The 21,692-nt window shown below is 58.3% G+C and carries 28 protein-coding genes and 1 tRNA gene; 22 read left to right on the top strand and 7 right to left on the bottom strand.

The window, feature by feature from the left end:
- The first annotated feature begins 154 nt into the window (after positions 1-154).
- From R1T40_RS18180 to R1T40_RS18135, 10 genes are all read left to right on the top strand, one after another.
- Positions 155-625 (top strand): UPF0262 family protein, encoded by a 471-nt coding sequence (locus R1T40_RS18180; RefSeq protein WP_317385129.1) that lies wholly within the window; start codon positions 155-157, stop codon positions 623-625.
- A gap of 3 nt (positions 626-628) precedes the next feature.
- Positions 629-1,084, top strand: coding sequence for an arsenate-mycothiol transferase ArsC (locus tag R1T40_RS18175; RefSeq protein WP_106164162.1), 456 nt, complete (start codon positions 629-631; stop codon positions 1,082-1,084).
- Positions 1,085-1,480 (top strand): ketosteroid isomerase-related protein, encoded by a 396-nt coding sequence (locus R1T40_RS18170; protein WP_317385128.1) that lies wholly within the window; start codon positions 1,085-1,087, stop codon positions 1,478-1,480.
- On the top strand, positions 1,480-2,076 hold the full coding sequence (locus R1T40_RS18165; protein ID WP_317385127.1) for a GNAT family N-acetyltransferase: 597 nt from the start codon (positions 1,480-1,482) through the stop codon (positions 2,074-2,076). The genes R1T40_RS18170 and R1T40_RS18165 overlap by 1 nt, the downstream gene beginning before the upstream one ends.
- 80 nt (positions 2,077-2,156) lie before the next feature.
- Complete coding sequence (locus tag R1T40_RS18160; RefSeq protein ID WP_317385126.1) at positions 2,157-3,035, top strand: carbon-nitrogen hydrolase family protein; 879 nt, start codon at positions 2,157-2,159, stop codon at positions 3,033-3,035.
- Positions 3,036-3,119: 84 nt separating this feature from the next.
- Positions 3,120-3,338, top strand: a complete 219-nt coding sequence (gene infA / locus R1T40_RS18155) for a translation initiation factor IF-1 (protein WP_005978431.1) — start codon at positions 3,120-3,122, stop codon at positions 3,336-3,338.
- 134 nt (positions 3,339-3,472) lie between these two features.
- Entirely contained in the window at positions 3,473-4,054 is a 582-nt protein-coding gene (locus R1T40_RS18150; protein ID WP_106164158.1) for a Maf family protein, read from the top strand.
- On the top strand, positions 4,051-5,073 hold the full coding sequence (locus tag R1T40_RS18145) for a ribonuclease E/G (RefSeq protein WP_317385125.1): 1,023 nt from the start codon (positions 4,051-4,053) through the stop codon (positions 5,071-5,073). The genes R1T40_RS18150 and R1T40_RS18145 overlap by 4 nt, the downstream gene beginning before the upstream one ends.
- On the top strand, positions 5,070-5,252 hold the full coding sequence (locus R1T40_RS18140; RefSeq protein ID WP_317385124.1) for a DNA gyrase inhibitor YacG: 183 nt from the start codon (positions 5,070-5,072) through the stop codon (positions 5,250-5,252). The genes R1T40_RS18145 and R1T40_RS18140 overlap by 4 nt, the downstream gene beginning before the upstream one ends.
- Positions 5,253-5,333: 81 nt before the next feature.
- Positions 5,334-5,408: transfer RNA gene (locus R1T40_RS18135), tRNA-Phe, on the top strand.
- Positions 5,409-5,452: 44 nt separating this feature from the next.
- Here R1T40_RS18135 and R1T40_RS18130 read toward each other — a convergent pair.
- From R1T40_RS18130 to R1T40_RS18120, 3 genes are read right to left on the bottom strand one after another with little or no spacing between them, the layout of a single operon-like run.
- Positions 5,453-6,550: a tyrosine-type recombinase/integrase gene (locus R1T40_RS18130; RefSeq protein ID WP_317385123.1), complete on the bottom strand. Its 1,098-nt coding sequence runs from the start codon at positions 6,548-6,550 to the stop codon at positions 5,453-5,455.
- Positions 6,550-6,786 carry a hypothetical protein gene (locus R1T40_RS18125; RefSeq protein WP_317385122.1) on the bottom strand — a complete coding sequence of 79 codons (237 nt, stop codon included), beginning with the start codon at positions 6,784-6,786 and terminating at the stop codon, positions 6,550-6,552. The genes R1T40_RS18130 and R1T40_RS18125 overlap by 1 nt, the downstream gene beginning before the upstream one ends.
- A 15-nt stretch (positions 6,787-6,801) precedes the next feature.
- Positions 6,802-7,014, bottom strand: coding sequence for a hypothetical protein (locus R1T40_RS18120; protein WP_317385121.1), 213 nt, complete (start codon positions 7,012-7,014; stop codon positions 6,802-6,804).
- Between the two features lie 137 nt (positions 7,015-7,151).
- On the opposite strand from R1T40_RS18120, the gene R1T40_RS18115 reads away from it, so the two are divergent.
- From R1T40_RS18115 to R1T40_RS18100, 4 genes are all read left to right on the top strand, one after another.
- Positions 7,152-7,574 (top strand): helix-turn-helix domain-containing protein, encoded by a 423-nt coding sequence (locus tag R1T40_RS18115; protein WP_317385120.1) that lies wholly within the window; start codon positions 7,152-7,154, stop codon positions 7,572-7,574.
- 3 nt (positions 7,575-7,577) lie between these two features.
- A complete protein-coding gene (locus R1T40_RS18110; RefSeq protein WP_317385119.1) occupies positions 7,578-7,898 on the top strand; it encodes a hypothetical protein in 321 nt (106 codons plus the stop codon).
- 272 nt (positions 7,899-8,170) lie between these two features.
- On the top strand, positions 8,171-8,854 hold the full coding sequence (locus R1T40_RS18105) for a hypothetical protein (protein ID WP_317385118.1): 684 nt from the start codon (positions 8,171-8,173) through the stop codon (positions 8,852-8,854).
- A complete protein-coding gene (locus R1T40_RS18100) occupies positions 8,854-10,248 on the top strand; it encodes a hypothetical protein (RefSeq protein WP_317385117.1) in 1,395 nt (464 codons plus the stop codon). The genes R1T40_RS18105 and R1T40_RS18100 overlap by 1 nt, the downstream gene beginning before the upstream one ends.
- On the opposite strand, the gene R1T40_RS18095 is transcribed toward R1T40_RS18100, so the two are convergent.
- Positions 10,225-10,977, bottom strand: coding sequence for a plasmid mobilization protein (locus R1T40_RS18095; RefSeq protein WP_317385116.1), 753 nt, complete (start codon positions 10,975-10,977; stop codon positions 10,225-10,227). The two genes, R1T40_RS18100 and R1T40_RS18095, sit on opposite strands and share 24 nt — an antisense overlap.
- On the bottom strand, positions 10,974-11,294 hold the full coding sequence (locus R1T40_RS18090; protein ID WP_317385115.1) for a hypothetical protein: 321 nt from the start codon (positions 11,292-11,294) through the stop codon (positions 10,974-10,976). Before R1T40_RS18090 ends, R1T40_RS18095 begins: the two co-directional genes overlap by 4 nt.
- 311 nt (positions 11,295-11,605) lie before the next feature.
- Here R1T40_RS18090 and nirK point away from each other — a divergent pair, with 311 nt between their 5' ends.
- Complete coding sequence (gene nirK, locus R1T40_RS18085; RefSeq protein WP_317385114.1) at positions 11,606-12,754, top strand: copper-containing nitrite reductase; 1,149 nt, start codon at positions 11,606-11,608, stop codon at positions 12,752-12,754.
- Positions 12,755-12,826: 72 nt separating this feature from the next.
- On the top strand, positions 12,827-13,693 hold the full coding sequence (locus R1T40_RS18080) for a formylglycine-generating enzyme family protein (protein ID WP_317385113.1): 867 nt from the start codon (positions 12,827-12,829) through the stop codon (positions 13,691-13,693).
- Here R1T40_RS18080 and hemN read toward each other — a convergent pair.
- Positions 13,681-15,036 (bottom strand): oxygen-independent coproporphyrinogen III oxidase, encoded by a 1,356-nt coding sequence (gene hemN / locus R1T40_RS18075; protein ID WP_317385112.1) that lies wholly within the window; start codon positions 15,034-15,036, stop codon positions 13,681-13,683. The genes R1T40_RS18080 and hemN overlap by 13 nt on opposite strands.
- 208 nt (positions 15,037-15,244) lie before the next feature.
- Here hemN and R1T40_RS18070 point away from each other — a divergent pair, with 208 nt between their 5' ends.
- The gene (locus R1T40_RS18070; RefSeq protein ID WP_317385111.1) at positions 15,245-15,940 is read left to right on the top strand and encodes a 5-formyltetrahydrofolate cyclo-ligase; all 696 of its coding nucleotides are present in this window, start codon (positions 15,245-15,247) and stop codon (positions 15,938-15,940) included.
- Between the two features lie 115 nt (positions 15,941-16,055).
- Positions 16,056-16,751 carry a Crp/Fnr family transcriptional regulator gene (locus tag R1T40_RS18065; RefSeq protein ID WP_317385110.1) on the top strand — a complete coding sequence of 232 codons (696 nt, stop codon included), beginning with the start codon at positions 16,056-16,058 and terminating at the stop codon, positions 16,749-16,751.
- Between the two features lie 19 nt (positions 16,752-16,770).
- Here R1T40_RS18065 and R1T40_RS18060 read toward each other — a convergent pair whose 3' ends face one another.
- The gene (locus R1T40_RS18060; protein ID WP_106164149.1) at positions 16,771-17,025 is read right to left on the bottom strand and encodes a DUF1858 domain-containing protein; all 255 of its coding nucleotides are present in this window, start codon (positions 17,023-17,025) and stop codon (positions 16,771-16,773) included.
- 125 nt (positions 17,026-17,150) lie between these two features.
- On the opposite strand from R1T40_RS18060, the gene R1T40_RS18055 reads away from it, so the two are divergent.
- The 4 genes from R1T40_RS18055 (at position 17,151) to R1T40_RS18040 (ending at position 21,692) form a co-directional block, all read left to right on the top strand.
- Positions 17,151-17,603, top strand: a complete 453-nt coding sequence (locus tag R1T40_RS18055) for a c-type cytochrome (RefSeq protein WP_106164148.1) — start codon at positions 17,151-17,153, stop codon at positions 17,601-17,603.
- 66 nt (positions 17,604-17,669) lie between these two features.
- Positions 17,670-19,013: a cbb3-type cytochrome c oxidase subunit I gene (locus R1T40_RS18050; RefSeq protein WP_106164147.1), complete on the top strand. Its 1,344-nt coding sequence runs from the start codon at positions 17,670-17,672 to the stop codon at positions 19,011-19,013.
- Positions 19,014-19,015: 2 nt separating this feature from the next.
- Positions 19,016-19,810, top strand: a complete 795-nt coding sequence (locus R1T40_RS18045; protein WP_317385109.1) for a CbbQ/NirQ/NorQ/GpvN family protein — start codon at positions 19,016-19,018, stop codon at positions 19,808-19,810.
- Positions 19,811-19,814: 4 nt separating this feature from the next.
- A complete protein-coding gene (locus R1T40_RS18040; RefSeq protein ID WP_317385108.1) occupies positions 19,815-21,692 on the top strand; it encodes a nitric oxide reductase activation protein NorD in 1,878 nt (625 codons plus the stop codon).

The raw sequence follows: 21,692 nt of genomic DNA, 5'->3' as shown, positions 1-21,692 counted from the left end.
GCACCAATCTGATTTTGCGCCCCTGCCACCCCATTTAACGACACCATAACGCTACACTGCCGCACTGATTGCGCAGGGTCAGGTGCAGCGGCTGATTGTGCGCGCGCAAAGGATCAGCTACGTCTTTGAGAGAGACAGAACTGGGACCAGAGCGATGAGCCGGATCAGCCATATTGAACTTGACGACCGCAACCTGCCACCTCCGACACCGGAGATCGAGCAGGAGCGCAAGGTGGCCGTGTTCGACCTGATCGAGGACAACAGCTTTGAGTTGCCGCAAACCGGTGCTCCGGATGGGCCCTACCGCCTGTCCCTGTCGATCCGCGAAAAACGTCTGGTGTTCGACATCCAGACCGAGGACGGCGACAAGGCGGCCGAGTTTCACCTGTCGCTGTCGCCCTTCCGACAGGTGGTCAAGGACTATTACCAGATCTGCGAAAGCTACTTCAACGCGGTGAAAACCCTGCCCCCGAGCCAGATCGAGACCATCGACATGGCCCGCCGCGGCATCCACAACGAAGGCAGCCGCGTCCTGCAGGAGCGGCTGGAGGGCAAGGCCGGGGTGGACACCGACACCGCCCGCCGGCTCTTCACGCTGATCTGCGTCCTGCATTTCGGAGGCTGATGCGTGACGGAGCTGCCGCAGTCCATCTTGTTCTGCTGTGACCACAATGCGGTGCGATCCCCGATGGCCGAAGGGATCATGAAGAAACTTTATGGCACCGGCACCTATGTGCAGTCGGCGGGCGTGAAGAACGATCTGGAGATCGACGGCTTCTGCATCAGCGTCTGCAAGGAGATCGACGTGGAGCTGTCGCGCCACCGCTCCCGCTCTTTCGACGAGATGGTGCAATGGGGCGACGACATCTCCTCCTATGATCTGGTGATCGCGCTGTCGCCCGCCAGCCAGCGCCGAGCGCTGGAACTGACCCGATTTTATCACCTCGATGTCGATTATTGGCCAATTATGGACCCAACTGGGCTCGGCGAGTCGCGGCAGGCCAAGTTAGAAAGCTACAGGCAAACCCGAGACCAGATCCTCGAGCGACTGATAGCACGCTGGGGACACCCAACGGAGACTTGAATGACCGACACCATCGCCCGCTACTTCGCCGCGTTTAATGCAGACGACACCGATGGCATGCTCGCCTGCCTCGCCGATGATGTGGCGCATCACGTGAACGAGGGCGGCATCCGGATCGGCAAGGAAAAATTCGCCGAGTTCTGCGCCCATATGAGCCGTTGCTACAAGGAAGAGCTGACCGATATGGTGATCTTCGCGACAGCTGACGAAGGGCGCGCGGCGGCGGAATACACCGTGAATGGCACCTATCTGGCCACGGACGACGGCCTGCCGGAGGCGCATCAGCAGCGCTACAAGCTGCCTGCCGGGTCGTTCTTCGAGCTGCGCGACGGGCTGATTACCCGGGTGACCACCTATTACAGCCTCTCTGACTGGATCAAACAGGTCTCGACCTGATGCCCCTGCGGATCACGGCCCTGACCGGCGCGGCACTGGCGGCGGCGCTGGAGGATGTGGCGCGTCTGCGGATCGAGGTGTTTCGCGCCTGGCCCTACCTCTATGACGGTGATTTGGCGTATGAGCGGGACTACCTGCAAAGCTACCGCGACAGCAAAGGCGCGATCGTCGTTGGGGCCTATGACGGTGATCGACTGGTAGGCGCGGCCACTGGCACGCCGCTTGCGGATCACGCGGAGGATTTCGCCGATGCCTTTGCGGGCAGCGGGCTGGATCTGGCAGAGGTGTTCTACTGCGCAGAATCAGTTCTGCTGCCCGCCTATCGCGGTCAGGGTGCGGGGCATGGGTTCTTTGACACCCGCGAGGCGCACGCCCGCGCATTGGGGTTCGCAAAATCGGCGTTCTGCTCAGTGCAGCGACCGCAGGATCACCCGCTGCGCCCCGATGGCTATGCCCTGCTGGATCCATTCTGGCGCAAACGTGGCTATACCCCCCTGCCCGGCGTGGTGGCGGAATTTGCATGGAAAGACGTGGATCAGCCCGCCGAAACGCGCAAACCGCTGCAATTCTGGTGCCGAGACCTCCACCACCCCTAGTGGCTGCGCATGGCAGCAGAGACTTTTCCACCGCGCCGCAATCGGTTAGCCCTATGGGCAGACCTGCATCGGAGACCGCCATGAAGATTGCAACCGCCGCCTACCCCCTCGACTGGCTCGACAGCTGGTCCCAGTACGAGGATAAACTGTCGCGCTGGGTGTCAGAGGCCGCCGGGAACGGTGCCGACCTGCTGGTCTTTCCCGAATATGGCGCGATGGAGCTGGCGACCCTGGACGGCGCCGACGTGGCTGGCGACCTCGAAGGCTCGATCCAATCGGTGTCCGACAAGATGGAGGCCGCCGCCACCCTGCACCAGAAGCTCGCAGCCGAACACAAGGTGCATATCCTCGGCGCATCGGCTCCGGTGCATGCCGGGTTTGCGCGCCCGGTGAACCGGGCCGAGTTCTACACGCCCACCGGCCAGCGCGACCATCAGGACAAGCAGATCATGACCATGTTCGAGCGCGACCCATGGGATATCGCGCCGGGCGGCCCACTCAAGCTGTTTGACACGGCGCTCGGCAAGATCGGCGTGCTGATCTGCTATGACAGTGAGTATCCATTGCTGGGCCGTGCGCTGGCGGAGGCGGATGTGATCCTCGTCCCCTCCTGCACCGAAGCGCTGGCCGGATACTGGCGCGTGCGCATCGGTGCCATGTCCCGCGCGCTGGAACAACAATGCGTCACCGCCATGTCCTCGGTGGTCGGCAGCGCGAGCTGGTCCGAGGCCGTCGATGAGGGCTGTGGCATGGGCGGCATCTTCGGCCCGCCCGACACGGGCTTTCCCGGCACCGGCGTGATCGCCGAAGGCACGCTGAACCAGCCCGGCTGGACCTATGCCGATGTGGACTGCGCGTCGATCGCCCATGTCCGCCGCGAGGGGGTCGTACGCAACCGCAGCCACTGGAACGAGCAGGAATCACGCGCCCAACATGTCGTTAAGCAGGACTTGCGATAAAAGCGCCCTTGAAAATCGGGAGAAATACGCTCATTTAAGCGCACGTCCCGGCTTCGTTCGGGAAATTACAACTATGGAGACAACATGGCCAAGGAAGATACGCTCGAATTTCCCGGTGTCGTGAAGGAACTCCTGCCAAACGCGACGTTTCGGGTCGAGCTGGAAAACGGCCATGAAATCATAGCACATACGGCAGGCAAGATGCGCAAGAACCGCATCCGTGTCCTCGCAGGCGACAAGGTTCAGGTGGAAATGACACCCTATGACCTGACCAAGGGACGAATCAACTACCGCTTCAAGTAAGCGCGATTCGCTCAAGACGGTAAGAGCCCGGCCCGGTGCCGGGCTTTTGTTTTGCCCCTACTTGTCTTTTGATGGGGTTTTCCGGCGCCATCGATGGGCATAGAACCAAGCGGCGCAACAGCAGGAGTTCAGGCATGGGTTTCATTCTTGGATCAGGCAGCCCCCGTCGGCTGGAGCTGCTGGCGCAGCTCGGCGTCACGCCCGATGACGTGCGCCCACCGGATATCGACGAAACCCCGCTGAAGGCGGAGCTGCCGCGCGACTACTGCACCCGCGTCACCCGCGAAAAGGTTCAGGCAGTCCCCGCGGCGCCGGATGATCTGGTGCTCTGCGCTGACACGACAGTCGCACTTGGCCGCCGCATCATGGGCAAACCCCGCGACGCCGGCGAGGCCGCCGAATTTCTGCTCGCCCTCTCCGGTCGCCGGCATCGGGTCATCACCGCCGTGGCGTTGCGCCGGGGCGACCAGCTGTGGCAGCGTGATGTGGTCAGCCAGGTGAAGATGAAACGCCTCTCGGACGAGGAGCTGAACGGCTATCTCGCAACCGGCGACTGGGACGGCAAGGCCGGGGGCTATGCCATCCAGGGCCCCGCCGGGGCGCTCATCCCGTGGATCAGCGGCTCCTTCACGGCCATCGTCGGCCTGCCGCTGGCAGAAACCGCAACCCTACTGCAGACTGCAGGATACCCTCTCTACAAGGACAGCACGCCATGAAGGGCACGCAGATCATTCTCGACCACATCGACGGCCACGAGGCCGCTGCACGGATGGTCGACGGCACGCTTGAGGATTTCCTGATTGCAGGCGACGCGCCGGTGCCGGGCACCATCTACCGCGCCCGTGCCGACCGCCCGGTCAAGGGACAGGGCGGCATGTTCCTGACCACGCCGGACGGCCCTGCCTTCCTGCGTCAGGTCAAGGGGCTGGCTCCCGGTCAGCTGCTGCTGGTCCAGGTCACCGGCCATGCCGAGCCCGGCAAGGCACTGCCGGTCACCCAGAAGCTGTTGTTCAAGAGCCGCTATGCCATTGTCACCCCGGATGCGCCGGGGCTGAACATCTCCCGGTCGATCCGCGACGAAGACGAACGCGACCGCCTGCTGGAGATCGCGCATGAGGAAATGGGCGAGTCAGACTACGGCTTGATCCTGCGCTCCGCCTGCGCCGGTGCCGATCCGGAGGAGATCGGCGAGGACATCGCCAGCATGGTCACCGCCGCCCGTCAGGTGTTGGAAGACACCGGCACCGAACCAGAGACGCTGCACGAGGGGGACAGCCCGCATCTGCAGGCCTGGCGCGAATGGGCCGAGCCTGCGCAGATCGAACAGGAGCCCGGCGGATTTGAGCGCTGCGGCGTGCTGGAGGCGCTGGACGGGCTGCGAACGGGGCGCATTCCCCTCGGTGGCGGTGGCTTTCTTTACGTGGAGCCCACACGCGCCCTGGTGGCGGTGGATGTGAACACCGGCAGTGACACCTCGCTTGCCGCCGGGGTCAAGGCCAACATGGCCTGCGCCCGCACCCTGCCCCGCGCCTTGCGCTGTCTGGGACTGGGCGGCCAGGTGGTGATCGACGCCGCCCCGATGCCCAAGAAGGACCGCCGCGCCTTTGAAAGCGCCCTGCGCGCCGCCTTCAAGGTGGATCCGGAGGAGACAACATTGGCGGGCTGGACCACGCTTGGACACTTTGAGCTGCAACGCAAACGCGGCCGCCTTCCTCTGATGGAGATCCTGAAATGAGCTGCCCTCTCTGCGGCGAGACCACCGACCAGGCGTATCGCCCTTTCTGCTCCAAACGCTGCGCCGATCTGGACCTGTCCAAATGGCTGAACGGCGGCTATTCGGTCCCCAGCGAGGATCAGGAAGACCTTGAAAACGCACTGGAAGACCTGGGAAATCAAGGTCAGACGGAACATTAGCGATTTTCTTTGAAAAAGCCTCTGGACACCATCGCGCCCAGAGCATAGAAGGCCTGCACCCAAGGCGATAAGCCTTCCCGTGCCCGGGTAGCTCAGGGGTAGAGCAGTGGATTGAAAATCCTCGTGTCGGTGGTTCGATTCCGCCCCCGGGCACCACTTAACTCTCTGATATCGTTGAGTTTACTGCTCATGTTTGATCCTCACTTTGGTCGGGTTTGACGCTTTTCGGCGAAGGTTTGACAATCTTCGCGCGCCTTTCGTTTTTTTTCCAGCATCTCCATGGTCTGGCGGTTCTTTTCGGCAAGATTTGCCGAGCGGGAATAGTGTCGCGCCATGGATGGTGTCTTCTGCCCTAGAAGGTCTGCGATACGGCGTTCATCAAGGCCAGCTTCGCGCAGGGTGGTTGCTACCGTGTGTCTCAGGCCTTTGAGTGTGAGGCCTGGTGCGATCAGGGCCTGTTCTTCCAGTTTGATCTTGAAACGGTGCCAAACTGTTGAAAACCCGTTGTAAGTCCATGCTTTGCCGCGCGAACTGGCAAGGACGGTTTCAGCCTCATGCTCTAGAAACAGGTCTAAAGCCGCCTGCAAAGTGGGGCTGATCGGAATTGCGACTTCTTCGCCGGTCTTGCCGCGCACGCCCCAAATAGTATCGCCGTCGAGCTGATCCTTGCGGAGATTCAGCGCATCCGAGGGATCGAGGCCGGTGTTCATCATCAAAGCAAGTGCTACGCGCACATGAGGTCTTGCTCTTGGCAGGACAATGTCCCGCTCTTCGATACTCCATGGTCGGTTTGCGTAGGCAAGATCGCGCGGACGGCGCTTTGGGATTACGTCTTTGGCGTAATTGGCCGCGATAAGTCCTTTTGGAATATTATATTTGAAAACCTCACTCAATAGCGTGCGCACCATGTTGGCGCGCCGCCAGCCAATCTTCTTTGCAGCCTTGTCATGGATGCCTGAGACAAGAGGGGTGTCAATTACATGGACCGGCGTGTCTTTGATCGTCTTTAGAAAATCGGCGCAACCTTGATAATTACCCCGCGTTATTTCAGCGAGGCTCTGAAAATGCTCTGTTTCGAAATAGTTCTGAACAAGTCCTCCAAGTGTGCCTACTTTCGGTGCCCTCGCCTTTTGCGCCTCTGCAATCGCACGAATAGTTTCGCACTCAGCAAAGAACTCCGCAGAGCCGATTGGGGATTTCTCAATGTCAATCTTGTGGCCCGTGGCGCGGTGGTAGCAACGCGTTTTTCCATGCCGGTCCTTGAAAATCTTGAACCCTTTGACGCGCACTTGAGTCATCAAAGTCGACCCAGGATGTCATCCCGCGTTTCAGTCATCGCGCCTGACTTCACGCCGTCGATCCAGAGGTCGATGTCTTTGCGATCCCAAAGCAGCGTGCCCTTCTTCAACTCAACTGGGCGCACCGGGCAAGCCGCCTTGAAGTGCTTCACTGGCAAACCAGAGTAACTTGCGGCCTCAGATTGCTTCATCATGCGTTTGTCGATCACGCTAATATTGAGATTGGTCGTAGTCATTGCGTATGTCCCCCGTCAGTTTGCAGCCGTTATCTCGCTTTCACAGCTTTTGACTTTGGTCGCGTTCTTCTGGAACCGTTCCCAGCCGCTCATCGTCAGTCGTTTGGTCTTCGATGATATTGCTATGAACTCCAGACGCCCATCGTTCATGAGTGCGCGAATTTGCGCAGGGCTGAGACCTACGATCTCGCTTAGTTGTTTCGGTGAAAGCAGACGTTCTTGCTCCAAAGTTGTCTCCTTTTCTTATAGTTGGCCGGAATCCCTTGTCTTAAGTCATCCTGCATGGTCAGATAACAAAACAAACCAAAGTTTGTCATTTTTTGCACACTGCTAATAAATGCACATTCGTCAACTGGGAACCACACGTGGCGCAAAAAACGTCTGAAATGTTCATTGGCATCGGGGCCAGGCTTGCAATTACGCACAATGAAACTGGCTTGTCTCAGACGGACTTGGCCAAGGAAATTGGTGTCTCGCTGCGGGCTTACCACAGCTATGAAAAAGGTGAGCGCGGCCTCCCCATAGAGGCGCTGGTGTTGCTTCATGACAAATTCAGCGTTGATGTGAATTGGATTCTTCTCGGCACGAAATCTGCACGTGTCGAACACGATATTGACGCGCTTGAAGAATTTGAAACCTCGCTTGATCGGTTCCTGGTCGAACAAGGCATACGGATCAAAAGCGAAAAGCGCGGGGCCATTGTCGCGCGGTGGTATCGGTCGCTAACCGATGGAAAAGAAGTCTCAATGGAAGACGTTCATACGTGGATCGAATTGCTAAAGGAGTAGACTATGATGCTTTCTAACATTCCGCACATGCAGCGGCAAAAACTGGTCATTCTGGAGCGGGTGCGGAATGATGTTGGTCGTTTCACCAACCCTGTTTTCAATGCTTTTTTGATAGCGACTGCGGTATATCTACCCTGCTACGGCAAGCTCATGCTTTTCTCAACATCTGGCGCGCTCGATCCGCTGAACGTTCTCCTTGTACTGTCCGCAGTTGCCCTTGTTTTAATGTCTCCTGCTTTTGCACTTGCTGCCACGGTCGAGGTCTATTTCGCCCGCCGTATCGCTAAGGCATCGCGGGCTTCCCGAAATATTGAATTTGCATGATGCAACCTGAGGTCGATCTCTTTAAGGTCGCTCTAAAATATACAAGTGATTTCAAGGCTAACCGCCGATGTCTTCAGACATTTCTGACCTGATCCTCTCCCTTACGCCCGAGGATGGCTCTTCAATTGGCAATGGTGCAATGCTCGCGCTCCTGCGCGAGCATGTCCCGACTGTGACCGATGAAGCCTATGAAGAAGCCCGCGACGCTCTGGTTGACGCGGGCACATTGGCGCGGGGCAAGGTGTCTTCCATAGACCTTGAAAAGCTCCCTGATGGCTTCCGACTTCAAAGGATCAGAAGAACTTTTGGCCGCGCAACTTGTTCGGATCGTGGAAGAATTTATCGACTCTGATGTGCTTGAAATACCTTCGCTCTTCCATTCTGATCCACTACGTCGCCGTATCTTAATAGCGCTGAACATTGACTTGATCGTGCAACACCTGATGCGAAGCGTTGATGAACAAAATAGGACAAATTTGACACCAATCTTTGACGAAGAAAATCTGATCGGCTCGACCGGTCAGATGCGCACTTGGTATACAACGAAGCCGAATTTCCCGGCCGTAAAATCACATATAAGCCATCTAGTTGGCGACTCTTCTTGGGAGGGGCACGCCGCCAATGTGCTCGAGAAATCGGATAGTGTTTTGACCTACGCTAATAATAACCATCTTGGTTTTCAAATTCAATATCTGTGTGTGGGGGGGGGGGGGGGTGCACGTCGTCGCTATCTGCCTGGCTTTCTAGTGAAGTATGCATCCGGCAAGATGTTAGCTTTGGAAATAAAAGGCTCTGATAGCCCTCAGAACAAGGCCAAACGAGACGTCCTGGGCGAGTGGGTTGAAGCCGTTAATTCGGTTGGTGGATTTGGGCTTTGGCCCTGGGATGTGGCATTTCAACCGACTGAATTACAGGACATTATTGCCCGCCATTCGACAGATCGAGTTGAGAAATAATGAGAATTAGCACTACTGGAAAAGCGATAGTTCGCCATTCTGAAACTGGAGAACTATTTGAGATTGAGCCTGATGAAATCGATTGGGAAGTGGTCGCGAGCCAAGAGCGGGACATGGGGCCTGATCGGCTGTGGGGTGCCTCAACAAGTCGAGATGAGTTGGGCGATCTTCGCTGGGAGATGTCGGAGTATCCGGAAGGTTTCCTGGGTGAGCCTGTTGCAGACCTTAACGGTCATAAACTCGAGCAAAATTTTTCGGTTAGTATTGAGCATGAATCAGACTTTGACGATCAGGACTTCGATGAAGACGATTTCGACCGCGAAGCTGCAACCGAAGAATTGAAAGAATGGTTCTACGCAAACTATGAAGATCCAGCCAACTCATTGCCGCACATTTCGGCGGAAGGTGGCTACCAATGGATTTATGGGGGACCGGAAACGCCACAGGGGGCACTTGGTGACAACTTCTCTGGTGAGTATCCAGAAGATTTCATCGACAAGGTTGCCCAGGAGATTATTGACGAACGTGGACTTTGGGACTGGTCGCCAATCCCTGGACCCGAATTTTACGATGACGATGACGATGATGATAGTGATATCCTTGAAGGCCAGCGCTTCGAAGATGACGCCGATAAATTAAGTCGGCTTCTGCCGTTGGCAGAGGAATTGATACAAGATCAAGAGACCGGCACTTTTCGTGTGCGATTTAAAGAGGTTGTTAAGCCTGGCCTATTGGCCGCAACGCTGTCTCAGCTGACTGATGCAATTGAAGATGTGCTCGAAAACCAGTCCAATGGGCTGAACGCGAACTCCTTAGAAATCCGCAAGCTGCGTAGAACTATTGAGCGCTATGCAAATGACCCTCAACGGGTCGAGATGGACCTTACTACGGTTCACCATAGCCTGACGGTTCAAATCGGTTCAGGCGAGTTGCCTCCGTCTGATGAGAACAATGCCCTACTTCTGGCGTTGCAAGAAGGTGCTCAGGGCATACGCGCGACTGACACCGAAGTTTCTGAAAATCGGAAAATTCTACAGGAACAGTCCCTTCGCGAGCTGTCTTCTGAAGGCCTCGCGCAATTGGCCGATGCTGCGCCTATTCTTGAAACCCTCACCGAAGGTGATCTTCAAGAACAGATGCGTGAAGATGTCTTGTTTCTTACTCAAGAGATGCGTGCCGGGCCGCCGCAATTGCCTGGCGTAACAAGGGCAGATGCGATTATCCCGGGCCGCGATGAAGCGGTGCGGGTGTTTGGCAGATCGGCGCGAATCCTCATTGTTTTGCGAAACACGCCAGACCTCGTTGAAAAAATACATGCAAGCGCGGGATTCAAAGCTCTCAACATTTTAGCGGTTCTGGGTAGTTTAGTCTCATTGGGCCTGATGCTTTTTTGAATTCTTAGAGAACTCGGTCGAACAGGAGCATGCTGTGTGCGGCTTGGTCGGCTCACTTACCAATTGATGTTTGGATGCGGCGACCTTGCCAGACTTCGCCGCCTTCCGGGCCGAGGTGAAGAAAGCCTTTAAGGCTGAAATCCCGCTTTCCGAACGCTCCGACTGGAAGACTGGATCACTCGCGAACGCGCCGAGATCGCTCGCCTCACCGCCGAAACCGCCTAGGCCGAGTCCAAGATCGACGGCATCGTCTACGACCTCTTCGACCTCGGCCTCGACGATTTGTCCAAGCTGGCGCTCGATGGTCAGCAGGCGGCGGGCAACGGTGAGTGCGTCGAGATCAACGCGGCCCGCCAGCATGGCGCGGTTCAGCCAGCGGGCGATCTGGTTGAGGTTGCCGCCGATGCGCCCAACGGCCAGCACGAGCGCAGGATCTACGCGGGGTATTGGCTTGCGACGGCGGGCCTCGGTCAGCCCAAGCGCCTCGCGCAGCAGGGTCGCAGCGGGCAGGCCTGCGGCCTCGGCCTTGGCACGCAACTGGGCCTTCTCTGCGGCGGTGCACCGGAAGACGAAGGTCTCGGTCAGCTGCTCTTTGGTGCGGGCTTTTCCCGCGCCGGTGGGGTTCGAAGGGGAGGCTTGCCGCCCCTCGCAAGGTCCCGTGTCAGCAGCGCCAGCGTATGACATGGGTCGCCTTGCTGTTTGCTCTTCGGTGGGATCGATTGCGGTCATGATCTGAGGCCTGCGGCTTGGATTTGTGCCAGCGTCACCAGCTTTGAGGTAAGCAATGCAGTCACTTGCGGGGACGTGATGTGTTTGCACATCGGGCTGCGGTCACTGATCCAGCAGGCCAGCCGCGTGTGATGATCGGCCTGCAATGCTGCCGCTTTTTCTCGGTCTTCCGCTTGCTTCTCGACATAGGCCTGCCAGCGTCTCGACTGAAACCAGTTGTCGGAAAAGCAGACCTTGGAACGGGTGAAGCCTGCGCTGTCGGTCGCGTAGGCTTGGACGGCCTGCCGCAAGTCCTCCGGCCCGATCCCTTCCTTCATGGCCTCTTCGATATGTGCAAGGCAGGCCGCTTTGCCGCGCAATCGGTCGGGCGGGTATGCCCGAAGGACCTCATTACAGGTTGGCGTGACGATCAGGAGCAGGCGCGGAAAAGAGCCGCTTCTTGCGACAGCGGCATCTGTCTTTTTGCGCGAGACGCCGCCTTAGCTGGAGACGACCCGTTACTGATGTCCTGACCATAGCAGTCCATCAGGTAATATCCTTATCGAAGGTTGTCCCTGATCAACGTTCACATCCAAGTCTCCGCATACATTTCAAGCTAATCATACATGCATGGAAAGGAGATAAGGACATGCTTACCAGACGCGCCGCGCTTATTGGGGCCGCAGGGATTGCAGCGATACCCGTACTTCACAAAACTGCTCAAGCAGAGGAGATCATGGACACATCCATGGTCCCACCAGCTGATCTGTCTAAGCTCAAGCGGGTGAAACGTAAATTAGTGCGCCCTCCGATGGTTCACGAGCACGAGCAAGTGGCTTCGACAGAGCCGCAAATTATCGAATTCGAGATGCAGATCGTTGAAAAGGAGATCGAAGTCGATAGCGGTGCCTACCTACAGGCCATGACCTTCAACGGGTCAGTACCAGGACCTCTGATGGTCGTACATGAAGGTGATTATGTTGAGCTTACGCTCTACAATTCTCCTGAAAATCTCATGCAGCATAACATTGACTTCCACTCAGCAACCGGTGCCCTTGGCGGTGGTTCTCTGACGCTGGTCAATCCCGGTGAGAAGACAACATTGCGGTTCAAGGCAACACGTCCGGGCACCTTTGTCTATCACTGTGCGCCGGGTGGCCCCATGATCCCATGGCACGTCGTCAGCGGGATGTCGGGCGCGATCATGGTGTTGCCCCGCGATGGCCTGAAGGATCACAACGGCACCCCCGTCAGCTATGATCGCGTATTCTACATCGGCGAGAATGACTTCTACATCCCGAAGGATGAAAACGGCGAATACAAACGCTTTGAAGATGTCGGCGAGAGCTATCCCGACACGCTGGATGTCATGAATGGCCTGATCCCGAGCCACGTCGTTTTCAACGGCAAGGTCGGCTCTTTGACCGGTGACAATGCGCTGCACGCGACGCAGGGCGAGAAGGTTCTGTTTGTGCACTCGCAGGCAAACCGTGACACCCGTCCGCATTTGATCGGCGGGCATGGGGATCTGGTCTGGGAAACCGGGAAATTCAACAACCCACCGGAGCGCGACCTTGAAACCTGGTTCATCCGCGGCGGGTCTGCTGGGGCAGCGCTTTACGAGTTTTTGCAGCCGGGCGTCTACGCCTATGTGAACCACAACCTGATCGAGGCGGTAAACCTAGGCGCAACCGCGCATGTCGTGGTGGACGGCGATTGGAACAACGATCTGATGGAGCAGGTCGAAGCGCCAACAGCCTATGACGCAGCCTATGAAGGCAAGACCGCACTCCCATAACCCACAGGTTTTATAGAAGCACAAGGTCGGCCGGCCCCACCGGCCGTCTTTGCAGCGCTTGGGAGATCACCGATGAAACCATCATTCAAGAATGTTGTAGCCACGAGCCTTGTGGCTTTGATCGCACTGGGCGTCGCGGTTTTGACCCGTGCCCCCTCCCCCAGCCTGTCACCAGAGGTGGACCTCATTGAGGTTCCGAGCGGGCGCATCAGCTACCGCCCGTTTGGCAATTTTGTCGAGAATGGAAAAACGCGCTCACCACGTCCTTACGTGATTGAGGTCGCGGAATTTTCCATCATGAAATACCAAGTCAGTCGCCGAGAATATGCTGCATGTGTCTCCGCTGGGGCTTGCCCCCCGGTGCCAACAATGGGCGGAGATTATCCGCAAACCCATGTAAACTGGAAAGACGCCAACGCCTACGCAACTTGGTACTCCCGCAAAACCGGCGAAAACTGGCGCCTTCCCAGCGACATGGAATGGCAGCTGGCCGCAGGCGAGCGTTATGGGGATGCGGCCCCTGACACCCGGGAGATGGACCCCGGACAACGCATGCTGGCCCAATACGCGGCAGGAACTTTGCTGCGTGGAACCGCCAGTCCTGCGTTGCGCCCGGCCGGCGGATTTGGCCTCAACTCGCGTGGTATTGCAGATATATCAGGCAATGTCTGGGAATGGACCGATGGCTGTATGCAAAGTGGCTCATTGCACCCGGACGGCACCGTTCGAGAGAGCGAACCCTATTGCTGGGTTCGCATTGCAGGCGGCATCCACCGCGCGGCAATCGTCGATTTTGTCCGCGACGCCAGCGTCGGCGGCTGTGCCGTAGGATTGCCACCGGATCATCTGGGATTTCGTCTGGTTCGGGAACACGCTGAGGCTCCCAAACCCTGGTGGTGGCCTTTGTGGCAAAGGATGCGCCCCGGTCACGACGCCTGACTGTAACGACCGTTCATCGGTGCATAGGCATCAAAACAGCTGGCGATGATCCGCGTCAGCGCCCGCCCCTCTGGCAGTATCTCAAACCCATCGTGCCGGACCTGAACCATGCCGTCGAAGCGATCAATCACAAGGGCGTTTTCTGGTCGCAACGCTTCCGCAAGAGCGCCGAATTCTCTGGACAGCTCCGCGAAATCGAGCTGGAGATCACACATGATCATCTCGATGGCGCGGGCGCGCAAAAGGTCTGTATGGCTCATCATGTGGCCTCTTGCTCCGGCTAGTTCTCCGGCCTCAATACGCTGAACATAGGCAGGGGTGGCGGATGCATTCTGGATATAGCCGGTGGGCAGTCGCGACACCGAAGACGCGCCCAACCCAATCAGGGTGGAGCAGCTATCATCCACATATCCTTGAAAATTTCGCCGCAGCCTCCCTGTCTCCATGGCACGGGCCAGCCCGTCATCAGGTTTGGAGAAATGATCAATCCCGATGCTGCGATAGCCCGCATCACTGAACCGCGTTGCAGCGTATTCAGCAAGATGAAAACGCTCCACCTCTTTGGGCAAGGATTTCTCATCAATCAACCGCTGCCGTTTGGACATCCATGGCACATGCGCATACCCAAAGAGCGCAATCCGATCCGGCGCCAGATCCAGCACCTTTGAAACCGTATCATCCAGTCGGGTGATATCCTGATGTGGCAGACCATAGACTAGATCGGCGTTCAGGGACTGAATGCCTGCCGCGCGCAGATCCTCCACGCAGTGCCGGGTGACATCAAACGGCTGAAGGCGGCCTATGGCGTTTTGCACCTTGGAGTCAAAATCCTGAATCCCGAGCGAGGCCCGATTCATCCCCTCCGCGGCAAGTGCTGTGATCTTGTGGCGATCCACCATGGTCGGATCGATTTCCACCGAAAACTCCCAATCCCCGGTTGGCGGGATCACCGCCTTTACGGCTTGTGCCAGCCGATGGATCAGCTCTGGTGGCAGGATAGTGGGCGTCCCGCCGCCCCAATGCATCCGCCCCATGCGCAGACCCGCAGGCAGGATACGCTTCAGCAGCGCCAGCTCCTGCTCCAGCGTCGCGATATAGCTTTCAACCGGGCTGAGCGTCTTGGTCCCCTGCGTGCGGCAGGCGCAAAACCAGCACAACCGCTCGCAAAAAGGGATATGCAGGTAGACAGATACCGGATCTCTGGGATCAAGCGCACTTAGGGCTTCGGTCTGCTCGACGCTGCCGATCTCGGGCGCAAACCCAGGCGCGGTTGGATATGAGGTGTAGCGGGGCACCCGTGCCTCAAATAGGCCATGGGCTCGAAGGCGATCAATCTGTTTCATGGGGCGACCCTGCGCCAGGCCCGAGGACGGGACTTTGTTTGGGATCAATATTCGCGCTCAAATCTCAAAATTCGCAATGCGTGTGTCTGGCCGCTGATCTGGCGTGCCATCATTGGGTTGGCTGATCACGGCATCAAGACTCCGCTCTTGAACTGCGCCGTCCAATTCAGTGTTCTTGAAAGGGTGACGCAGATCATCAGGAAGAGACATGGGCGACACGGACCGAGAGCACAAAGAGACTGCACACTATTCATCACCTCCCTGCGCATCCAGCGAACTGGAGGTTGATCATCTATGGCACCCTGCAGGGCCACCGACACAAGCGCAGGACGTACCCAGTTGGCGGCGGGCAGAACGCCAGCGCCTCCGAGGTCTTCGCATGGCGATCTCTGCAACTGAGCGACACATGTTGGCAGTTCAACTGGCGCAGCACCTGCAACAGCTGCTCGCTCGACATATGGAAGGCACGCGCACGCCGGTGGTATCAGCCTATTGGCCAATCAAGGGGGAGCTGGATTTACGCCCCCTGATGACGGAGCTATACAACGCAGGCACCGAGATCGCGTTGCCGGTGGTGGAAACGCGAGCCGCACCACTGGTCTTTCGGCGCTGGACACCCGCAACGCGCATGGTACGTGGTGATTGGAATATCCCGGTGCCGCCGGCAGACGCTCCGGAACAAACGCCTGATATTCTATTGGCCCCTTGCGTGGGCTGGAGCGCGGATGGCTATCGGCTTGGGTATGGCGGCGGCTACTTTGATCGTACGCTTGCGAGTCTGAACTCAGCCCCCATTGTGATCGGGATCGGGCTGCTGCAATCCCGGATCGCAACAATCCATCCTCAGCCACATGACATCAGGCTCGACATGATCATGACCGAACAGGGTGTGGCCAACACTTGAGTGATGCAGGATAGTCGGGCAAAGGCGGCTTCGAAATTTTCTCCGATGTCCAAACCGTGATTTTCTGATAGGTCGCTGCTGAGTAAGATCTGACTGACGCCAGCAAGAGGCCGCTTTGAAACAGCTCGACGAAAGCCTGCTCGCGGGATTACCCCCTTTCAGTCTCCTGCAGCGCGGGGATATTCGCGAAATTCTGGATCAGGCCACACCAAAGCGGGTCGAAGCCGGCACAGAGTTCTTTCACGAAGGTCATGACGCAGAGCGGTTCTATCTGCTGCTCGACGGCTACATCCGCGTCGTCAAAGTCACGCCAACCGGCGAGCAAATCATCGCGTTGCATATTTCACCGGGACAGCTCTTTGGCATTGCCCCTGCCCTCAGCCGGGACACTTACCCTGCCACGGCCATTTCCGTAGCTGAGTCCATCGCGCTGTCATGGCCGGTCCGCCTCTGGGCAGATTTCACCACCCGGTATCAGGGGTTTGCGACCGAAAGCTACAGAACCCTCGGCGAGCGGCTCGGCGAAATGCAAAGCCGGATCACCGAGCTTGCCACTCAGGCGGTTGAACAGAGAATCGCGACAGCACTGCTGCGTCTTGTGAACCAGTCGGGGCGCAAAACGGATCAAGGAATCGAGATCGCCTTCCCCATCACACGGCTCAATATCTCCGAGATGACCGGAACCACGCTGCATACGGTTAGCCGCTTGCTGTCCGCATGGGAGCGTGACGGGATTGTTGCCTCACGACGCAAGCACATCGTGATCACAGACCCGCATCGCCTGATGCTGTTGAGCACGCCAGAGAGCTAAGCCTAAGGCGAGTTGAATGTCACGAACCGGAACCACATCGCGTTTCCGGTTGCTGTTTCAGCTGTTGCACCCTCTTTGGGTCTTGCAGAACATCACGGAACGCCTGTTCCTCCAGCCCATATTCATCACACGCATCGATCACGGTGTGAAACGGGGCAATCGGACAGCCCGGACACAGCATTCTGTAGGCGAGAAACACCGCCACCATCTCCGGCCAATTCGCGAATAAATCCGCAAGCGGCAGATCAGGGTCTTCCGGGTCATGTTTCGCCATCGGTCAGTTCCTCCCATTCATACATTCTGCATTCACGAACAGATCCGAACTTTGCGCTTGCGCAACATCTGACACACGTCGGCCTTTATGGGTGGGGTATCCGCAACTGTACTCAGGACCGCGACATGTCAGAGATACTTACCAAATCGCGGGCCAGGAACGTGTTTTACGGAGGCTCCTTGTTCTTCGTTGTCGTGTTCGTGGCCATGACCGTGCATAGCCACCGCTATATCGTCGAAACCTCCACCGCCGGAATGCCGCTGACCGACGAGGTGCGCCTCGGCAAACACGTCTGGGAACGTGCCTCCTGCATCAACTGCCACACTCTGCATGGCGAGGGTGCGTATTTCGCACCTGAGGTGGGCAATGTGATGACGCGCTGGGGCGTCCTTGATGACCCCGAAAGCGCATTTGAGATCCTCAATGGATGGATGCAGGCCCAGCCCTCGGGCATCGAGGGACGCCGTCAGATGCCGTTCTTCGACCTCACGGAAGAAGAAACCCGCGCCCTCGCAGAGTTCCTGAGATGGGCCGACCAGACCGACACCCAAAACTGGCCACCCAACGACGCAGGCTGAGGGAGAGGCGCGCAGCACGCGATCAGTTCTTCATGTTCTGATCACTGCTGGCGCAAGGAGAAAATCATGAAATATCAATCACAAAAAGTGGCCTACGCCTATTTCCTCGTGGCGATGGCCTTGTTTGCGATCCAGGTACTGGGCGGACTGCTCGCTGGCTGGATCTACATATCCCCCAATACGCTGAGCGAGCTTCTGCCGTTCAACATCATACGCATGCTGCATACAAACGCGCTGATTGTCTGGCTGTTGCTAGGCTTCTTTGGCGCCGCTTATTATCTGGTGCCCGAAGAAAGCGAACGAGAGCTGTTTTCGACCAAACTGGCCTATATACAGCTTGCGATCCTGGTCGTCGGCACTCTCGGTGCCGTGGTGTCCTATCTCGTGGGCATCCATGGCGGGCGCGAGTTCCTCGAACAGCCGCTTTGGGTGAAATTCGGCATCCTCGTTGCGGCGGTGATCTTTCTCGTGAACATCTCGCTCACCGTCTTGGCCGGACGTAAAACCGCGATCACCAATATCCTGCTGATGGGGCTATGGCTCCTGTGCCTGCTGTGGGTCTTCGCCTTCATCAACCCCGACAACCTGTCGCTTGATAAGATGTACTGGTGGTTCGTCGTGCACCTCTGGGTCGAGGCCACATGGGAACTGGTGATGGCGGCAATCCTTGGCTACCTGATGCTGAAGATGACCGGCGTCGACCGTGAGGTCGTTGAAAAATGGCTCTATGTCATTGTCGCGACTGCTTTGTTCTCGGGCATTCTGGGCACCGGTCACCATTTCTTCTGGATCGGGACACCGGGATACTGGCAGTGGATTGGGTCGATCTTCTCGGTGTTCGAAGTGATCCCCTTCTTCGCGATGATGAGCTTCGCCTTTGTCATGGTCTGGAAAGGTCGCAAGAACCACCCCAACAAAGCAGCCCTCCTATGGTCGCTTGGGGCCTCGACCGTCGCGTTCTTCGGCGCAGGCGTCTGGGGCTTTCTGCACACGCTGCATGGGGTCAACTTCTACACCCATGGCACCCAGATTACCGCAGCCCACGGTCACCTCGCCTTCTATGGGGCCTATGTTGCGATGAACCTTGCAATGTTCACCTATGCGATGCCGCAACTCCGGGGCCGCGCGCCCTATAATCAGGTGCTCAACATGGCGTCCTTCTGGCTGATGACCGGGGGCATGTGTTTCATGACTTTCGTGCTGACGTTTGCGGGCACAATCCAGACCCACATGCAGCGCATTGTCGGCGACTATTACATGGAAGTGCAGGACCAGCTTGGCCTCTTCTACATGATGCGGTTCGGCGCAGGTGTTGCGGTGGTCCTTGGGGCACTCCTGTTCATCTACAGCCAATTGGTCGTGCGGCGTGAACTCATCGCGCCCGGCCCAGTCACAACTCCGGGAGAGTGATCATGAACGCAATCAACACCCCGAAAGTCCCGTTCTATCAGGCGGCACATGACGAGGTTTCGGTCTTTGAAATGGCACAGGCGAACCAATTGCCAATGTTGCTGAAAGGCCCGACCGGCTGCGGCAAGACCCGCTTTGTGGAACATATGGCAGCCCGGCTCGGGCTGCCCCTCGACACCGTTGCCTGTCACGATGACCTCTCAGCAGCCGATCTGATCGGACGGTATCTGCTCAAAGGTGGCGAAACAGTCTGGGTCGACGGGCCGCTGACCCGCGCGGTACGCGAAGGTGGGATTTGTTATCTCGATGAGGTGGTCGAGGCCCGCAAGGACGTGGCCGTGGTACTGCATCCGCTGACCGATGACCGCCGCCGGTTGGTGATCGACCGCACGGGCGAAGAACTGGTGGCCCCCAAATCCTTCATGCTGGTGGCCAGCTTCAACCCCGGCTACCAGAACATCCTGAAAAAGCTCAAACCTTCGACGCGGCAACGTTTTCTGTCCGTTGGCTTTGATTTCCCGGAGGCCGACATTGAAACCGCAGTGGTGACCGAGGAAAGCGGCCTGGATCATGATCGCGCAGCAGCCCTGGTACGACTGGCGGGGCATATCCGAAACCTCTCGGGTATGGATCTCGAAGAAGGGGTCTCGACCCGGCTGCTGATCTACGCCGCCACGCTGATTGCAAATGGCATGAGCGTGGATCGTGCGCTGGAGGTGGCGATCATCGCCCCCCTCAGTGACGAGGCAGACGTCTGTCAGGCGCTGCGCGACCTCACTGCATCTGTCTACGGGTGACATCATGATGCACGCGCTTGACCTTCTTGAACCCGAAGAGACCGTGGGCAACCTGTGGCACAACATGGCCACACGCATCGGGGCGGAGCGCCCCGATGCGGAGGCGGCGGTGCACTATGGCGATGTCCGTGGCAGCGTCGCCATCCTGTTTCGCGCTTTGGGTGGCAACAGCGGCGTTGAGATCCTCGAAGCGCCGGCAGCCGCCTTGGAACACCGCACAGATCGCCTGCGCCGCATCGGCACCCCGCGTGAGATCGGCTATGTCGCCAGCTTTGATGGTGAGCGGCTGCGCCTGCCACCAGTGATGGACGCTTTCCCGACCCAGACCCTCAACCGACAGGCCTATCTGTGGCTCGCTGCCATGGGCTCACATATTGACCTACCGACTGCGCCTGCTGATCCCTATCAGGCGGATCAGGGAGAAATTGCCGCAAACGCAAAGGCGGCGGATCACGCCTTTTCCACCTGTCCGGGCTTGCGCAACGCGTATGCTGCGCTCTGCAGCCATATCGCAGCAACGCGGCAACGCACCGGCCTGCCGCGCTTTGAGGCACGCATCGAGCGGATGATCCTTGACCAGCTTGGATCGCCCTGTGTTGTTGCGGACCGATGCGATTGCACTGCACCACGAGGATACCGCAGCTTTCAGCCGCTCCCGATCTGGCTACGCCTTCCAGCAGCACGCAAGGGCCGACCGCCTGTCCCCGATACCGAGAAGGCGGACACGCCCAGTGTGGCTATGGCCACCCGCAAGACCGGTCTTCGCGAAGAGCGCGAACAGGCCGACCGCAAAGACAGCTTCATCGTTCATCGGTTTGAGTCCATCCTGTCCTGGGCCGAAAGTCTGAACATCAACCGGATGGTGGATGACGACGACACCGAGAACGCGCAAAAAGCGGCGGAGGATCAGGACAACATCACCCTGTCCCAGCAGATGAAGCGCGCAGCCTCGCGCTTGCGGATCTCTCTCGACCTGTCGCCGCAAGATGCGGAACACGAACGCCTGGCGGATCGTTACACCTACCCTGAGTGGAACCATCGCCTTGGTCGCCATATGCCGGACCATGCTCGCGTACTGGAGGTCGACGCCGACCCGGCCATGGATTTCTGCCCCGATCCGCGTCTGGTGGCGCGGGTGCAGCGCCAGTTTGCGCCGCTCATGCCGAAACGCGTGATGCTGACGCGGCAGCTGGACGGTGAAGAGTTGGATCTGGACGCGGCGGTACAATCGCAGGTCGATCAGCGGATGGGGCAACAAGGCAGCGACCGTGTCTGGCAGGCTAACCGCCCGATGGCACGGGATCTCAGCGTCGCTGTCCTGATTGATTGTTCCCGTTCAACCGAAGCCACCGTGGGCGCACGCCCTGTTATAGAGACCGCCCGCGAGGCGCTGACCGCGCTGGCTGCAGGGATTGCAACCGCCGGCGACCGGCTTGGCATTTGGGGGTTTTCCTCACTGCGCCGGGACCGGGTCTTTCTGACCCGTGCCAAACGCTTTGACGAACAGATGGATGCGGATATCACCGCCCGTATCGGCAGCTTCACGCCCGGGCACTACACACGGCTTGGCGCTGCAATCCGACATGCTTCCGCCCAACTGGCCCAAGAGGGCAGCGCCCGCCGCCTGCTCCTAGTATTGACCGATGGCAAGCCCAACGATCTTGACCACTACGAAGGTGTACATGGCATCGAAGACAGCCGCATGGCAGTGCGCGAGGCCCGCGCGCTCGGGCATGCAGTGCATGCGGTGGTAATCGACGCCGACGGGCAGGACTGGTTTGCGCGCATCTTTGGCCGCGCCGGTTTTACCCTGCTGCCGGACCCGGACAGATTGCCCCGCGCCCTGCCCGAGATCTATCAATCCCTTACGATGGAGCACTGA

Source organism: Tritonibacter scottomollicae, from assembly GCF_032924845.1.
Classification (GTDB): Bacteria; Pseudomonadota; Alphaproteobacteria; order Rhodobacterales; family Rhodobacteraceae; genus Epibacterium; species Epibacterium scottomollicae.
Note: the sequence above shows the minus strand (reverse complement) of the source record. Positions and strands in the feature narration are given on the sequence as shown.

Bases quoted from the DNA above. Each gene is read 5' to 3' on its own strand.
- R1T40_RS18125 (WP_317385122.1), bottom strand. From the start codon at position 6,786: ATGACTACGACCAATCTCAATATTAGCGTGATCGACAAACGCATGATG.
- R1T40_RS18045 (WP_317385109.1), top strand. From the start codon at position 19,016: ATGAACGCAATCAACACCCCGAAAGTCCCGTTCTATCAGGCGGCACAT.
- R1T40_RS18060 (WP_106164149.1), bottom strand. From the start codon at position 17,025: ATGGCGAAACATGACCCGGAAGACCCTGATCTGCCGCTTGCGGATTTA.
- R1T40_RS18170 (WP_317385128.1), top strand. From the start codon at position 1,085: ATGACCGACACCATCGCCCGCTACTTCGCCGCGTTTAATGCAGACGAC.
- R1T40_RS18160 (WP_317385126.1), top strand. From the start codon at position 2,157: ATGAAGATTGCAACCGCCGCCTACCCCCTCGACTGGCTCGACAGCTGG.
- R1T40_RS18145 (WP_317385125.1), top strand. From the start codon at position 4,051: ATGAAGGGCACGCAGATCATTCTCGACCACATCGACGGCCACGAGGCC.
- nirK (WP_317385114.1), top strand. From the start codon at position 11,606: ATGCTTACCAGACGCGCCGCGCTTATTGGGGCCGCAGGGATTGCAGCG.
- R1T40_RS18095 (WP_317385116.1), bottom strand. From the start codon at position 10,977: ATGACCGCAATCGATCCCACCGAAGAGCAAACAGCAAGGCGACCCATG.
- R1T40_RS18050 (WP_106164147.1), top strand. From the start codon at position 17,670: ATGAAATATCAATCACAAAAAGTGGCCTACGCCTATTTCCTCGTGGCG.
- R1T40_RS18090 (WP_317385115.1), bottom strand. From the start codon at position 11,294: ATGAAGGAAGGGATCGGGCCGGAGGACTTGCGGCAGGCCGTCCAAGCC.
- R1T40_RS18040 (WP_317385108.1), top strand. From the start codon at position 19,815: ATGATGCACGCGCTTGACCTTCTTGAACCCGAAGAGACCGTGGGCAAC.
- R1T40_RS18100 (WP_317385117.1), top strand. From the start codon at position 8,854: ATGAGAATTAGCACTACTGGAAAAGCGATAGTTCGCCATTCTGAAACT.
- R1T40_RS18140 (WP_317385124.1), top strand. From the start codon at position 5,070: ATGAGCTGCCCTCTCTGCGGCGAGACCACCGACCAGGCGTATCGCCCT.
- hemN (WP_317385112.1), bottom strand. From the start codon at position 15,036: ATGAAACAGATTGATCGCCTTCGAGCCCATGGCCTATTTGAGGCACGG.
- R1T40_RS18080 (WP_317385113.1), top strand. From the start codon at position 12,827: ATGAAACCATCATTCAAGAATGTTGTAGCCACGAGCCTTGTGGCTTTG.
- infA (WP_005978431.1), top strand. From the start codon at position 3,120: ATGGCCAAGGAAGATACGCTCGAATTTCCCGGTGTCGTGAAGGAACTC.
- R1T40_RS18165 (WP_317385127.1), top strand. From the start codon at position 1,480: ATGCCCCTGCGGATCACGGCCCTGACCGGCGCGGCACTGGCGGCGGCG.
- R1T40_RS18150 (WP_106164158.1), top strand. From the start codon at position 3,473: ATGGGTTTCATTCTTGGATCAGGCAGCCCCCGTCGGCTGGAGCTGCTG.
- R1T40_RS18105 (WP_317385118.1), top strand. From the start codon at position 8,171: ATGGCTTCCGACTTCAAAGGATCAGAAGAACTTTTGGCCGCGCAACTT.
- R1T40_RS18110 (WP_317385119.1), top strand. From the start codon at position 7,578: ATGATGCTTTCTAACATTCCGCACATGCAGCGGCAAAAACTGGTCATT.
- R1T40_RS18055 (WP_106164148.1), top strand. From the start codon at position 17,151: ATGTCAGAGATACTTACCAAATCGCGGGCCAGGAACGTGTTTTACGGA.
- R1T40_RS18180 (WP_317385129.1), top strand. From the start codon at position 155: ATGAGCCGGATCAGCCATATTGAACTTGACGACCGCAACCTGCCACCT.
- R1T40_RS18070 (WP_317385111.1), top strand. From the start codon at position 15,245: ATGGGCGACACGGACCGAGAGCACAAAGAGACTGCACACTATTCATCA.
- R1T40_RS18130 (WP_317385123.1), bottom strand. From the start codon at position 6,550: ATGACTCAAGTGCGCGTCAAAGGGTTCAAGATTTTCAAGGACCGGCAT.